At 60.6% G+C, this 13527-nt stretch carries 13 protein-coding genes and 1 riboswitch; of the genes, 5 read left to right on the top strand and 8 right to left on the bottom strand.

From position 1 onward, the window contains the following. Positions 1 to 181: 181 nt before the first annotated feature. From folE2 to LZG00_06600, 4 genes are all read right to left on the bottom strand, one after another. On the bottom strand, positions 182 to 1291 hold the full coding sequence (gene folE2 / locus LZG00_06615; GenBank protein MCF3593667.1) for a GTP cyclohydrolase FolE2: 1110 nt from the start codon (positions 1289 to 1291) through the stop codon (positions 182 to 184). Between the two features lie 261 nt (positions 1292 to 1552). After that, the gene (gene metZ / locus LZG00_06610) at positions 1553 to 2734 is read right to left on the bottom strand and encodes an O-succinylhomoserine sulfhydrylase (GenBank protein MCF3593666.1); all 1182 of its coding nucleotides are present in this window, start codon (positions 2732 to 2734) and stop codon (positions 1553 to 1555) included. A gap of 63 nt (positions 2735 to 2797) precedes the next feature. Beyond that, positions 2798 to 2876: riboswitch (SAM riboswitch) on the bottom strand. Between the two features lie 85 nt (positions 2877 to 2961). Continuing rightward, on the bottom strand, positions 2962 to 3588 hold the full coding sequence (locus LZG00_06605; GenBank protein MCF3593665.1) for a septation protein IspZ: 627 nt from the start codon (positions 3586 to 3588) through the stop codon (positions 2962 to 2964). Between the two features lie 8 nt (positions 3589 to 3596). Then, positions 3597 to 4499 (bottom strand): DMT family transporter, encoded by a 903-nt coding sequence (locus LZG00_06600; GenBank protein MCF3593664.1) that lies wholly within the window; start codon positions 4497 to 4499, stop codon positions 3597 to 3599. 81 nt (positions 4500 to 4580) lie between these two features. Between LZG00_06600 and LZG00_06595 the strand changes: the two genes are divergently transcribed. Then, the gene (locus LZG00_06595) at positions 4581 to 5063 is read left to right on the top strand and encodes an MgtC/SapB family protein (protein MCF3593663.1); all 483 of its coding nucleotides are present in this window, start codon (positions 4581 to 4583) and stop codon (positions 5061 to 5063) included. Positions 5064 to 5113: 50 nt separating this feature from the next. Here LZG00_06595 and ftsY read toward each other — a convergent pair whose 3' ends face one another. Continuing rightward, a complete protein-coding gene (ftsY, locus tag LZG00_06590; protein MCF3593662.1) occupies positions 5114 to 6565 on the bottom strand; it encodes a signal recognition particle-docking protein FtsY in 1452 nt (483 codons plus the stop codon). A 95-nt stretch (positions 6566 to 6660) separates the two neighbouring features. Here ftsY and LZG00_06585 point away from each other — a divergent pair, with 95 nt between their 5' ends. Beyond that, positions 6661 to 7551, top strand: coding sequence for a lytic transglycosylase domain-containing protein (locus LZG00_06585; protein ID MCF3593661.1), 891 nt, complete (start codon positions 6661 to 6663; stop codon positions 7549 to 7551). Positions 7552 to 7555: 4 nt separating this feature from the next. On the opposite strand, the gene LZG00_06580 is transcribed toward LZG00_06585, so the two are convergent. Next, positions 7556 to 8242 (bottom strand): lysoplasmalogenase, encoded by a 687-nt coding sequence (locus LZG00_06580; protein ID MCF3593660.1) that lies wholly within the window; start codon positions 8240 to 8242, stop codon positions 7556 to 7558. Positions 8243 to 8368: 126 nt separating this feature from the next. On the opposite strand from LZG00_06580, the gene LZG00_06575 reads away from it, so the two are divergent. Further along, complete coding sequence (locus LZG00_06575) at positions 8369 to 8608, top strand: hypothetical protein (protein ID MCF3593659.1); 240 nt, start codon at positions 8369 to 8371, stop codon at positions 8606 to 8608. 6 nt (positions 8609 to 8614) lie between these two features. Here LZG00_06575 and LZG00_06570 read toward each other — a convergent pair whose 3' ends face one another. Further along, a complete protein-coding gene (locus LZG00_06570; protein ID MCF3593658.1) occupies positions 8615 to 10300 on the bottom strand; it encodes an NAD(P)H-dependent oxidoreductase subunit E in 1686 nt (561 codons plus the stop codon). A gap of 198 nt (positions 10301 to 10498) precedes the next feature. Here LZG00_06570 and LZG00_06565 point away from each other — a divergent pair, with 198 nt between their 5' ends. Then, positions 10499 to 11533 (top strand): alkane 1-monooxygenase, encoded by a 1035-nt coding sequence (locus LZG00_06565; GenBank protein ID MCF3593657.1) that lies wholly within the window; start codon positions 10499 to 10501, stop codon positions 11531 to 11533. 10 nt (positions 11534 to 11543) lie between these two features. Next, on the top strand, positions 11544 to 11939 hold the full coding sequence (locus tag LZG00_06560) for a hypothetical protein (protein MCF3593656.1): 396 nt from the start codon (positions 11544 to 11546) through the stop codon (positions 11937 to 11939). 4 nt (positions 11940 to 11943) lie between these two features. On the opposite strand, the gene xseA is transcribed toward LZG00_06560, so the two are convergent. Further along, positions 11944 to 13515 carry an exodeoxyribonuclease VII large subunit gene (xseA, locus tag LZG00_06555; GenBank protein MCF3593655.1) on the bottom strand — a complete coding sequence of 524 codons (1572 nt, stop codon included), beginning with the start codon at positions 13513 to 13515 and terminating at the stop codon, positions 11944 to 11946. Between the last annotated feature and the right edge of the window lie 12 nt (positions 13516 to 13527).

The raw sequence follows: 13527 nt of genomic DNA, 5'->3' as shown, positions 1-13527 counted from the left end.
TTTCCTCCCTGCTCTGCAAAATAGGTCAGCTTTGTTGCCATGACAACAGCCCCCTGCGCATGGCAGCGTCCCGCTGGCTGCAAGACAACGCACGATAGCCCGGCGTCAGACGAAGGCCGCGCCATGGCCAAGGGATGCGCGCGGTTTTTCGCGACATACCGGAGTGCGGGCGGCGGTTGGGTCAGCCGACGTGAAACAGGGTGGTGAAAAGTTTGGGGTCAACACTCTGGCTTTCGAACAGATCGCCTTCGGTCAGGATCGAAACCGCATCATGGGAATGCAGGCTTTCCTGATGGCTGGCCACAACGCGAAAATCGCCGACGCGCGGGTCTTGTTCGAGTTGCTGGGCGAAAAGGCGCGCCGCGTCTTCGACAAAGATCGGGTTGGCGGCATTAAGTTCGGCGAATGCCTGTTCATCCTCGCGTTTGACCATCACCTGAGTTTCCGTGGGAACGGCCCGGCGGGCAAGGTCGATCAGATCTTCGAACCACAGGCAATCCGCGCCGCAAAGCACTTCGACCGAGAGGCGCGCGACCGAACGCTGCGAATGCGGCGTGGCGAGTTGTCCGCGGAATTGGCGGGCGTGCTCGGAAAGCTCAAGCGAGCAGGGGCAGGTTGAGGAATAGACGTAATCGAGATGAATGATCTTGGAGCGCACGCCGCCCTGTTCGACCAGTTCCAGCGCGATATCGTAGTATTGATACCCCGCCAACCCCGAGCGTAGGGAGGGCACTTTGACCGGGAAGGAACAACGCATTTGAATGCGCGCGTCAAAGCTTTCGAGATCGGCTTTGTAGTCATCAAGCGCGGCTTCAATCACTTCAAAAGAGAAGGTTTTGTCGGCGTGGGTATAGAATGAGCGCATGATGCGGCTCATGTTGATGCCCTTTTTCCCGGCCTCCAGGCTAACCGTGCCAGTGACCGAGGTTTCCAGCGTCAGATCGCCGTTGTCGCGGGTGTGATATTGAATCGGCAGGCGGAAATTTGAGATGCCGACGTGTTGAATCACCCGTTTTGCGCCTTTGATCAGGCTCTCCGGCCCGTTTTGCAGGTCGGGCAATGTGGCTTTGTAGGCCTCGCTCACCTCGAAACCTTCCGGGTAGGCGCGCGCCAATGCGGGGTAATTTGACAGGGCGGCATCTGGGAGAAGCCGGGCGATCATCGGGTCGAGGTCGGCCACCTCTTCGGGGCTGGCCGTGGCCGCCCAATGGCGCAGGCGAGAGAGCGCGGTTTGCGCCTCGTCGCGCGTCGGCGCTGCTGTTGTGTCGATTTCGGGTACAAACTTGTTCATTCCCGTCACTCCGATGAGTCCTGTTGCATTGTGCAATGTAGTTAAAATCCGGCCTGATTGCCATCAGCAAGCGACCGATGGAGAGCGGCGCGCGGCTTGGTGACACTCGCGGAATACGGATTTGAGCGCGAGAGGGGCGGTATTGCCCGCCTTTTTTGCCAGTGATGCAAGATTGCGCCCGAATAGGCACGCTCTGGGCAACTTTGAGCACACCCGTCACATTTGCGTGAGACAGGCCTCCCGCCGGGGGAGGCCCGTGGTTCAGGCGGTATCGAGGGCTTGCAGCACGTCGGCGATGAGGTCGTCAGTATCTTCGAGGCCGAGCGAGAACCGCACCAACCCGGGGGTGATGCCAAGGGTGATTTTCTGATCGTCCGGCAGGCGTTGATGGGTGGTGGTCGCCGGGTGGGTGACGATTGATTTGGCATCACCGAGGTTATTCGAGATCACCGCGATCTGAAGCGCATTCAGGAAGCGGAACGCCGCCGCCTGCCCACCCGCGAGATCAAGCGAGACCACTGTGCCGCCCTGCCCCATCTGGGATTTGACCAGATCATGTTGCGCATGGCCCGGATGGCCGGGATAGATCGTGCGCGCGAGTTTCGCATGACCTTGCAGCGCATTGGCCATGGCCAGCGCGGTTGCCGCTTGGGCCTTGACGCGCAGGTCGATGGTTTCCAGCCCTTTGAGCATGATCCAGGCGGTAAAGGGCGACATCGCACCGCCGGTGTGTTTCATGTAGGGTTCGATGGTTTTGCGGATAAATTCACGCGTGCCGAGCACGACGCCGCCAAGTGCGCGCCCCTGCCCATCGATGTGTTTGGTGGCGGAATAGACCACCACATCGGCACCTTGCGCGATGGCGTTTGAAAAGACTGGCGTGGCAAAAACATTGTCGACGACAACGGTTGCGCCGACCTTATGTGCAAGGGCAGAAACGGCGGTGATGTCGATCACTTCGAGCGTCGGATTGGAGACGGATTCAAAGAACACCAGTTTGGTGTCGGGGCGCAGGGCCGCTTCCCACTGGGCGAGGTCAGTGCCGTCGACCAATGTGACCTCGACCCCGAAGCGCGGCAGGATCTCATCCAGGATATAGAGGCAGGAACCGAAAAGCGCGCGTGCCGCGACGACGTGATCGCCCGCCTTCAAGGGCGCAACCAGTGCGGCATTGACGGCGGCCATGCCCGAAGCGGTGGCAAAGGCATCCTCGGACCCTTCGAGACCGGCCATGCGGGTTTCAAACATTGCCACGGTGGGGTTGCCGTAGCGGGCATAGATGAATTCATCGGGGCCGGTTTCAATGAACCGTGCCTCGGCCTGTTCGGCGGTGTCATAGACAAAGCCCTGCGTGAGGAAAATCGCCTCGCTGACTTCGTTGTACTGGGATCTGCGGGTGCCGCCATGCACCGCTTTGGTGCGTGGGTTCCAATTGTCGCTCATCGGTCGCTCCTTTCGAGGCGCGTGGCCTCAAACAAAAAAACCCGGTCGCGGTCAAGCGACGGGGTTTCCCATCCGATGACCTCTTTAGCGGAATTATTTTAAGTGGCCCGCAATCCGGTAACAAATCGCCACTGACGCGCTGATAGCGCGCGCAATGGACGGCTGTCAATGTGAGGCCTGCAGAAATTACCAAAGAGGGCGGCGTGCGCAGAGGGGCGCGGGCGCGGTTATTCTTCGCCTGAATTATACTCTTTGAAGAGTTTGCCCTGTGTCATGAAGAAGACGAAGATCGCCGCCGTCAAACCGAAGGTCTTGAAGTTCACCCAAGCCTGTTCAGACATCAGCCGCCAGACCAGCTCGTTCGCGACGGCAAGACCGAGGAAGAAGGCGGTGAGGCGTTTGGTCAAAAGCATCCAGCCCTCATGTGTCAGCGGCATAACGCCATCCATCAACCCGCGCAGATAGCTTTTACCCTGCAACAGCCCCGCGCCGAGGGCTCCTGCAAAGAAAAGATAAAGGATTGTCGGCTTCATCTTGATGAAACGCGGATCGTTGAGCCAGACCGACAAGCCACCAAAGACCACCACCAGAACCACCGTCATGATCTGCATTTTCGACAGATGCCCGGTGAGCCACCACAGGATGCCCGTGGAGGCGATCATCAGCGGAATGAACCCGGCGGTGACGATGATGAACCCGGCATAATCAGTGCCGCCGATGGTATAAACCTCGTCCTTGAGCTTTACATAGGCAATAAAGAACAAGATCACCGGCCCAAGTTCGAGCGCCATTTTCAACAATGGGCTGATGGCTTTGGGCTGATCAGGGGTCTGATTGGGGTCGGTCTGGGTCATGGTCTCTCCTATCCGCCCATCTCAACTATCACGGCGCCCGCTGCGATCAAGGCCATAAGGGCAATTCGGCGGGGACCTGTGCGCTCACCCAGCATCAGCCAGCCGATCAGGGCAGCAAAGACGGTGGAGGTTTCGCGCAAAACCGCCGCCTCGCCGACTTTGTCGAGGCGCGTGGCCAGCATGATCGAGCCAAAGGAGGCGAATGCGATGAAGGCGCCCATGAAGCCCATGCGCAATAGCGGGGCGAGTGGTGGAGGCGCGAGCAGCGAGCGGTAGCGCAATGCGGCAATCACCGGAAAAGTAAGCCCGTCGATCATGAAAAACCACGCAAGGAACGTGAAAGGATTGGCGGTGGCACGGATGCCGTAGGCGTCAAATGTGGTGTAAAACGCCACAAACATTCCGGTGATCACGGCAAGACCAAGTGCGAGCGGCATGGTTTCGCGATCAACGGTAATGGTGCGCAGGTTATAGACCGCAAGACCGTAGATACCCGCCAGCAAGGTGAAGACGCCGAGCCATTGAATGGCCGTGAAGGTCTCGCCAAAAATCAGCCATGCGCCGATTACGGCAAACAGCGGGCCAGTGCCGCGCACCACCGGGTAGACCACCGTATAGGCACCGCGCGTGTAGGTCATCGCTTGGAGCACCTTGTAGGCGGTGTGAATGGCCCAGGCTCCAGCAAAGAGCAGCCACATGTGCGGTTCGGGCCAAGGCACGACGAACAGCGCCAGCGGCGCAGCGATCAGCGCATAAAAGCCATCAATCGCGCCGCGCGACAGCCAAGGGTCGAACCGCCCCTTTTGCAACGCGCCAAAGACCGCGTGCAGGAAGGCCGCCAACAGCGCTAGGCCCATTGCGGCGCGGTGGCCTGCTTCGGTGCCTTCAAGAGAGATGATCCAATCGCTCATGACACACCCTGCCCCGGATCAATCGGAACCTTTTCTATCCTGGGGCGTTGGTTCGGGATGTGAGCAATTTGCGAGGGACGCGTGTTTGATATTATTCTCAATGAGCTGAACGGTACTTTTTCTGCCGTTCCGCCAATTGTTGCGGCGACGCGCTTGATTGCCGCCATGGTTCTGGCCGGGTTAATTGGATTTGAGCGGGAATTCTGGAACAAGCCTGCCGGGCTTCGCACGCATATGCTGGTGTCATTGGCGGCCTGTTTGTTCATCATTGTCAGCCAACAGCTGGCCAGTATGCCGTTTGGCGCGCAGGACGCACTTAGGGTCGACCCGCTACGATTGGTTGAGGCGGTGACGGCAGGTGTCGCCTTTCTGGCGGCTGGTATCATTTTTACCTCCGGCGGCGAGGTGCGCAACATTACCACGGGCGCGTCGCTCTGGCTGTGTGGCGCTATCGGGCTGGCGTGTGGTGCGGGGCAAATGCCGCTGGCCGCGATGACGACAGGGATCATTCTGGTTGTATTGCTGATTCTGGGTCAGATCGCGAGACTCGCCAAGCAAGAATAGACGCGTACGCCGCGTCGCAATGCAAAAGCTTCACGTTGCGCGCTCCTCAATCATGCCTCCACTCCGGTCAGGGCGGCGGCGAATTCGGCCGGATCGAAGGGGGCGAGATCGTCGATTTGTTCACCCACACCGATGGCATGGATCGGCAGGCCAAACTTGTCAGCCAGCGCCACCAGCACGCCGCCCTTGGCGGTGCCATCAAGCTTGGTCATCACGAGACCCGTTACATCGGCGAGTTTCTGGAAGGTTTCGACCTGAGAAAGCGCGTTTTGTCCGGTGGTCGCATCAAGCACCAAAAGTGTGTTGTGCGGCGCAGTGGGGTCGATCTTGCGGATAACGCGAACAATCTTGGCCAGTTCCTCCATCAAATCGGCGCGGTTTTGCAATCGACCCGCGGTGTCTATCATCAAAAGGTCGGCGCCGTCGGTCTCGGCCTTTTTCAGCGCGTCAAAGGCGAGGCTGGCCGGGTCGGAGCCTTCGGGCGCGGTGAGGACCGGCACACCGGCGCGATCCCCCCAGACCTGCAATTGTTCAACCGCAGCGGCGCGGAAGGTATCGCCCGCCGCAATCACCACTTGTTTGCCCGCAGCTTTGAATTGCGAGGCAAGCTTGCCGATGGTTGTGGTCTTGCCCGAGCCGTTGACGCCGACCACCAGCACGACCTGCGGCTTCTTGGTATAAAGCGGCATCGGGCGGGCGACCTCCTCCATCACGCGGCTGATCTCGTTTGAAAGCAGGCGCTTGATCTCGTCGGTGGAGACCTTGGTGCCATAGCGACCTTCGGCCATGTTGGCCGTAATCCGCAGGGCCGTGTCGACGCCCATGTCAGAGGCGATGAGCAGCTCTTCAAGTTGTTCGAGCATGTCGTCGTCAAGCACGCGGCGCAGGACGGTTTTCTTCTCACGCTTGAAAATGCGCCCAAGGAAGCCGGGTGTGATGCTTTCACTGGTTGATTGCTTGGCCGAGGCGGCGGGGGTGCCCAGGGTTTCGACAGGGATCTCGACAGGGGTGGGGGAAGGTGGCGGATCGGCGGGCATCGGCGATTCGCTGGGTGTGGAGTCTGGAATTTCGACCGGGGTCGGCGCCGGGATCGGGTCACGAGCCGGGGGCACCTCGGGGATGGGGCTTGGTTCAGGTTTTGGTTCAGGTTGTGGCTCCGGGCGCGGGGTTGGTTTGGGTTCCGGCGCTGGAGACGGCTCGGGCTGGGGCGCGGGCTTTTCAACCGGGGTTGGCTCCGGTTCAGGCGTCGGTGTTGGGGTGGGAACTTCTTGCGGCTCAGGAGTCGGAACCGGTTCTGGTTCTGGCGTGGGTTGCGGCGTGGGTTCTGGTTTGGGGTCGGGTTCTGGAACCGGGGCAGGTTCAGGCGTCGGGGTCTCTTCGGGTTGGGCGGAAGAAACGATTTCTTCCGCCTCGCCGCCTTCCTGGACAATCGCATCAAGCCCTTCCTCAAGCCGGGAGGAGGATTTGAACAGTTTGGACTTGAGCTTCTTGAAGAATGACATGGGCGCCCCTTTTTCTTTCCTCCCATCTAATGCCCCTGCGCGGGCATGAAAAGGTGGCATGGACGCAGAGGCGGGCGGCAGGCAGGATGGGGCGCATGATGCGCATGCTTTGGATTGTCTTGTTTGTCGGGTTGGGGGCGGGTGCGCGGGGCGACCCGCCGGATCAGACCTGTTCGAGTGGCAAATTGCAGGATGTGCGGTGCATTCGTGCAGCGTATTTCGTGCGTGACACCTGTCAGGCAATCGAAGTTTTCAGCGCGCGCTATGGGCTTGATTCGGGGTTTTTCGCGCGTCTTATCTGGCAGGAGAGCCGGTTTGACCCGTTTGCAATAAGCCCGGCGGGGGCGCAGGGGATTGCGCAATTCATGCCCCACACGGCCAAACGGCGCGGCCTGCGCGATGCGTTCAATGCGGCCGAGGCGTTGGATCATTCAGCCCGGTATCTGGCCGAAATGGCGGAGCGGTATGGCAACCTTGGACTGGCGGCCGTGGGCTATAACGGAGGCGAGCGGCGCGCCGAGGGGTTGATTGCGGGAACTGGCGGGCTGATGCGCGAAACGGTGGACTATGTGGCGCTCATCACCGGGCTGAGCCATGAGGATTGGCTTGAGGAGGATGTGAAGGTGCCCGATCTGCGGCTGGCCAAGGACAAGGGGGTTGCCGCCGCCTGTTTCGATATGGCGCAAAACCGGCGTCTATCGCCCATGCCCCGGCCCAAGCCACGGATTGCGCCCTGGGGGGTGCAATTGGCCTTTGGCACCAGCAAGGCAGAAGCGCGGGCGCGGTTTGATGAAAAAACCCGGGCCTGTTCGGCGTTGATCAAGGGCAAGCGGCTGGATCTTGTCTGGCAAAAGAGCCGGGCCAGCCGCAAGGGCGGCTATTGGATGGCACGGATCGGGCAGGATGAAGCGAAGGCGGCGCATGGTTTGTGCCGCAAGCTGCGCGCGAAGGGCTGTATCTGTGCCGTCTATCGCAACGGGAAATGAGCGTTCAAACGGGTAGATGAGCCGCGAAAGCAAGGAAAAAGAGCGCCTGCGCGCCCCAATAGGTGGGCCAGACAATAAAGGGCGTATAGCGGCGCAAGCGCTGGCGCTCGGGCAACACGAAAAGCTCCATCGCGAGGGTGAAATCCGACAGGATGAAGAGCAACGCGGCAGGGTGCGCGAGGGCGAGCGGGCCAAGCGCAGGCAGCGCCAGAACCCCTGCCCCCATCGACAGGATGACCGGAATGTAAAACAGAACCGGCACGCGCATCGCACCGGCGCGCGCCCAGAGAAGCAGCGCCATCACGACGCCAAACCCCGCCAAGAGCGCGATGTAAACCGTTTGTGGCATGACGAGAAGGGTTTCGGGCTGGGCCAGCGGATGGGTCAGAAACAGCACGACATAGGCGATATGACCGGCGGCGAAAGCGCCTATTCCGGCCATGAATTGTGCCTCGGAGGGGCGCGAAAGCAGGTAATCCCCCAATGCGCAGAGCAAGAGCGCGGCAATGAGTGACGCTGGCCCGCCTGCCAGTGCTGCGGCCAAAGTCAGCGCCAGGACCGAGGCAGTTTTCACCACCGATTTTGCCCAACTTGCCGTGCGATAGCAAAACCACAACCAATAGAACGCGGCGAGGGCAGCGGCGACAAGCGCGAGTGGCAGGATGCCGGGGATGGAGAAAAGATGGCTCATCGGGGGGCACGCTAATGCAGGTCGCGGCGTGAGGGAATGATCACCTTGCGGCACTTCCAGAGTTCTTGCCAGCCGGGACAGGTTGCAGGCATATTACGGGCAAGGACATTTTTAGGAGCTACGCATATGACTGAAGACACCCGCCCGGCGACTTGGAAGGTCGTTGTGGCCTTTATCCTTGATCTGCTGACCAGCTTTATACTGTTCGGCTATCTGATCGCCAAATTCACCGGCAATACCACCGAGGGCGGGTTCGAGTTGAACGGCCTGCCCGCGCTGGTGCTGTTTGCCGCCGTGATCGCCTATATGTGGCTGATGCCGCGGTTTGGCGGGCGGCTTTGGCAGCGGATTTTGGGCGCGCGCTAAGGCGGTTCAAACCTCGTCAGGGAAATGTTTCATGGTGAGGCGAATGGGGTTCGGCGCGGCCTGCCCCAGCCCACAGATCGAGGCGTCGCCCATAGCCTGGCAGAGCTCTTCCAGAAGTGGTTGATCCCAGTGATCAGCCTGCATCAGCTTGACCGCTTTTTCACAGCCCACCCGGCATGGGGTGCATTGGCCACAGCTTTCATCCTCAAAAAAGCGCAGCATGTTGAGCGCGGCGGCGCGCGCGGAATCATGTTGCGACAGGACCACGACCGCCGCCGAACCGATGAAGGTGTCGTGTGGTTGCAGCGTGTCGAAATCGAGCGGGATGTCGTTCATCGAGGCGGGTAAAAGCCCCGAAGACGGGCCGCCGGGCTGATAGGCCTTGAGGGTGTGACCGTCGAGCATGCCGCCCGCCGCGTCGATGATATCGAGGATGGTGGACCCCGCCGGGAGGAGATGCACGCCGGGGTTCTTTACGCGGCCAGACACGGAATAACTTCGCAGACCCTTGCGCCCATTTTTCTCAACCGAATTAAGGATTTGGGGGCCTTCTCTCATCACCCGCGCAACCCAGTGCAGGGTTTCGATATTATGCACCAGAGTGGGGCGATCGAACAGGCCGACCTCGGCCACGAAAGGCGGGCGATGGCGTGGCATGCCGCGTTTGCCTTCGATGCTTTCAATCATCGCGCTTTCTTCGCCGCAGATATAGGCCCCCGCGCCGCGGCGCAGTTCGATATAGCCTTTGCCCACATAAGAAGCATCTTCCAATGCCTTGATTTCACGACGCAATATATCAAGAACTGCGGGATACTCATCGCGCATGTAGATATAGGCACGGGTCGCATCGACGGCCCATGCCGCGATCAACATACCTTCGAAAAAAAGATGAGGTTCACGCTCTAAGTGGTAGCGATCCTTGAAAGTTCCCGGCTCACCCTCATCACCGTTCACAGCCAGATAGCGCGGCCCCGCATGGGCGCGCACGAAGCCCCATTTCTTGCCCGAGGGGAAGCCAGCGCCACCCAGACCGCGCAGACCGGACACGTGCATCTGCTCTTGCACCTCTTCCCAATCGCCCGAGGTGCGCAGGCGTTTCAACACGTCGTATCCGCCGCCCGAAATATAGCTTTCAAGAGTTTGATAGTCGGGGATTGTCGGGTGCGTATCGCCGGCCTGGATCGCCGCCTTTACGCTGTCGAATGTGGCATGGTCGATATGGTTGTGGCCAAGTTCCAGCGTCGGCGCGGTGTCGCAGCGCCCCATGCAGGGCGCGCGCAATACGCGAACCTCGGCCGGGTCAAACCCGTCTTTCAGTGCAGCCATGAGCGCTTGCGCGCCAGCCAGTTCGCAGGAAAGCGAATCGCAGACCCGGATGGTGAGCGCGGGTGGCGGGGTTTCGCCCTCTTTGACGATATCGAAATGGGCATAAAAGCTGGCAACCTCGTAGATTTCCGCCTGTGAGAGGCGCATTTCCTCGGCAAGGGCGCGGATATGGGCGGCGGAAAGGTGGCCGTAGGCATCCTGTATGAGATGCAGAAATTCGATCAGCAAATCGCGACGGCGTTCGTTTTCGCCCAAAAGCGCGCGCACCTGTTCAAGCGCAAGATCGTCAAGCTGTCGGCCCTTGGGCGTGCGGCGCCCCTTGCCCTTGCCGGACTTCCAAATGCCCTTTTTTGTCTCTTGCGTCATGCCCGGCCCCTTTGGTTGCGCCCCGAATTTAGCGGCTTCACCAAGGTAAACGCGAGGACAAAAGCGACATGATGAGCGCGGTTTGCGGGTTTCGTCCTGTCCTGTCCTTTCCCGAAGCGGCGGTTTTGTCCGATTGTGCCGCGAAAGCGCCGGGATTAGCGTCTAGGTGAGGTGAAAAGGAGAGCCAGCGCGATGCAGATGATCGGCTTTGCAATAGCGACGATCGCGCCTGTGGGATTGATCGGGGCAGCGGCAGCACTCGGCGGGGTATGGTCCTTGGTTGCGCTGCTTTACATGACGCTTTTCGCGGCGGCGCTGGACCGGTTTCTGCCTCGCTTGCTGCCTGATGCGCCGCACGGGGCGGAATTTCCCTCGGGCAAGGGTTTGTCGGTGCTGTTGGGGCTTTTGCATTTCGCTCTTCTGATCGGTGTGGTGAGCGCGACGGTTCTGAGCGAGGCCGGGGTACTGGCCAAAATCCTGACGCTGATCGCGGCGGGGCTGTGGCTGGGACAGGTGAGCCACCCCAATGCACATGAGTTGATCCATCGCAGCGAACGCGGGGCGCGCTATCTGGGGCGGGCGATTTATGGCTCGCTTTTGATCGGGCATCACGCCTCGGCGCATCTTCTGGTGCATCATGTGCATGTCGCCACCCCAAGTGATCCCAATTCGGCAGAGCGCGGCGTGGGGTTCTATCGGTTTTTCGTATCGGCCTGGGGGCGATCATTTCGCGCGGGCTTGGCGGCCGAGAACGCCCTGCGCGCACGGGCGAAAGATGCGCGCAGGCTCATAACACATCCCTATGTGGGATATCTGGCGATGGCCGCGCTGGGGCTGAGCGTCAGCTTTTTTGCGCTTGGGATCAATGGGTTGATGGCCTATGCCTTCTTGTGTCTATACGCGCAGGCGCAGATTTTGCTGGCCGATTACGTGCAGCATTACGGGCTTCGCCGTAGCGTGCGCGAGAACGGCAAGCCCGAGCCTGTAAACGATAAACATAGCTGGAACACGCCGCATTGGTTTACCTCGGCTTTGATGGTGAATGCGCCGCGTCATTCCGATCATCACCTTAACCCGACGCGGCCCTATCCGGGTTTGCGGCTGCGCGACGAGATGCCGATTCTGCCGCATTCGCTGCCGGTGATGGCGGTGATTGCGCTCTTTCCGCCGCTTTGGCGCAGGGTGATGGCGCGTGCTCTGAGGCGCTTGCCCGAGTCGGGCAAATCGGCGTAACCTTGCGGGCATGTGGCGGGCATTTTTTCTTCTGTTGGGGTTTTGGCCGGGGCTGGCTCTGGCCCAGAGTGCATTGGATGCAGACGCTTTCGAGGCGCTGACCGATGGCAAGACCTTCTATTTCAGCTCGGGCGGAGAGCCTTATGGTGCCGAGGAATATCTGGAGGATCGGCGCGTGCGCTGGTCATTTCTCGATGGGCAGTGCCTTGAGGGACGCTGGTGGCAAGAGGGATCGCTGATCTGTTTTGTCTATGAGGACGACCCGCGCCAGCATTGCTGGACCTTCCAGATGGACGGCGGAGGCCTGCGGGCGCAGTTTGCCGACGATTCTGGAGGGCGCGTGCTTTATGAGCTGCGCCAGAGCACGAAGCCGCTGCATTGTCTGGGGCCGAAAGTGGGCGTTTAAAGCCTTAAAACAACGAGCCTTGATCGCTGGGTGGCTTGCGGGGCGGCTTGTCGGATTTCGCAGCCCGCCGCGCTTTGGGGGCAGACGTGGGGCCGAGCGTCAGACGGCCATCGGTGAATTCAATCTCAAGGGGCGGTGATTTTCTGGCGGCCTTGCGGCTGGTCAGCACACCGTTTTCGCCATGCACAACGGCGTAGCCGCGTTTGAGGGTTTCAACATAGCCCAAGGTTTCGCGCAGACGATCAAGGGCTTCGATCTGGGCGCGGCGTTCTTCGGTCTGGCGTTTGGCGGCGTCCGAGAAACGGCGGGCAAGCATTTGCAAGCGCTCTGATTTCTGGGCGATGTCGCGGCGGATCGGGGTGACTGTCAGCCGATCGGTACGGCGACCGAGGGATTCGCGTTTGCGCTCTATGGCCTGGGACAGACCCGCACCCAGGCGGGGGATGGAAGCATCAAGGCGGCGACGATCCTGGGCCAGGTGGCGCGACAAGACCGAGGGGCGCAGGCTGCCTGAAATGCCCGAAAGATGCACTTTTCGCCGTTGGACACCGGCGATCAGGGCGGCAGGCAGACGATCAGAGGCACGATCAAGCCGTTGGCGGGGGGTATCAAGCAGCGTGTCGGCGCGCGGCAAGGCGCGGGAGAGATCGCGCAGGCGCTGACCGCGCGAAGCGACGCCTTGACCGAGGGCTTGCGCCATGCGCGCACCCTGGCCTTCGACCCATGAGAGCAGTTCCATGCGCACCGGCACGGCCATTTCCGCTGCCGCCGTGGGGGTTGGCGCGCGTTGATCCGAAACATAGTCGATCAAGGTGGTATCGGTTTCGTGACCCACGGCAGAGATCAGCGGAATCTGCGACGCGGCAACGGCGCGGGCAACGATTTCTTCGTTGAAGCCCCAAAGGTCTTCGATGCTGCCGCCACCGCGCGCGACAATCAGCAGGTCGGGGCGCGGGATGCGCCCGCCCGGTTCGAGCGCATTGAAGCCAGCAATGGCGCGGGCCACCTCAGGCGCACATTTGTCGCCCTGCACGGCAACGGGCCAGAGCAGCACCTTGCGTGGAAAACGGTCGCGCAGTCGGTGCAGAATATCGCGGATCACGGCGCCCGAAGGAGAGGTGATAACGCCAATGATTTCAGGCAGGTAGGGCAGTTTTTTCTTACATTCGGGGTCAAAAAGCCCCTCGGCTGAAAGCGCAGCCTTGCGCCGCTCCAGCATCGCCATGAGTGCGCCAACGCCGGCGGGTTTGATATCTTCGATCACGATCTGATAGCGCGATTGGCCGCCAAAAGTGGTGATGCGCCCGGTGGCGATCACTTCCATGCCCTCCTCGGGTTGCACGGCAAGGCGGCTGGCAACACCTTTCCAGATCACGCCGTTGATGACCGATTTGTCATCCTTGAGATCAAGATAGACGTGACCAGAGCGGGGGCGCGACACGCGTCCGACCTCGCCACGGATGCGCACATGCGCAAATTCGCCTTCGATCACCCGTTTGATCGCGCCGGAAATCTCCGTAACGGTAAATTCCGGGTCATTCTGACCGGGTGTGGGATCGTCAATCAGGTCAGACATCATGCCTCGCGT

Source organism: Rhodobacteraceae bacterium LMO-JJ12, from assembly GCA_021555075.1.
In the GTDB taxonomy this organism is placed as follows: Bacteria; Pseudomonadota; Alphaproteobacteria; order Rhodobacterales; family Rhodobacteraceae; genus JAKGBX01.
Note: the sequence above shows the minus strand (reverse complement) of the source record. Positions and strands in the feature narration are given on the sequence as shown.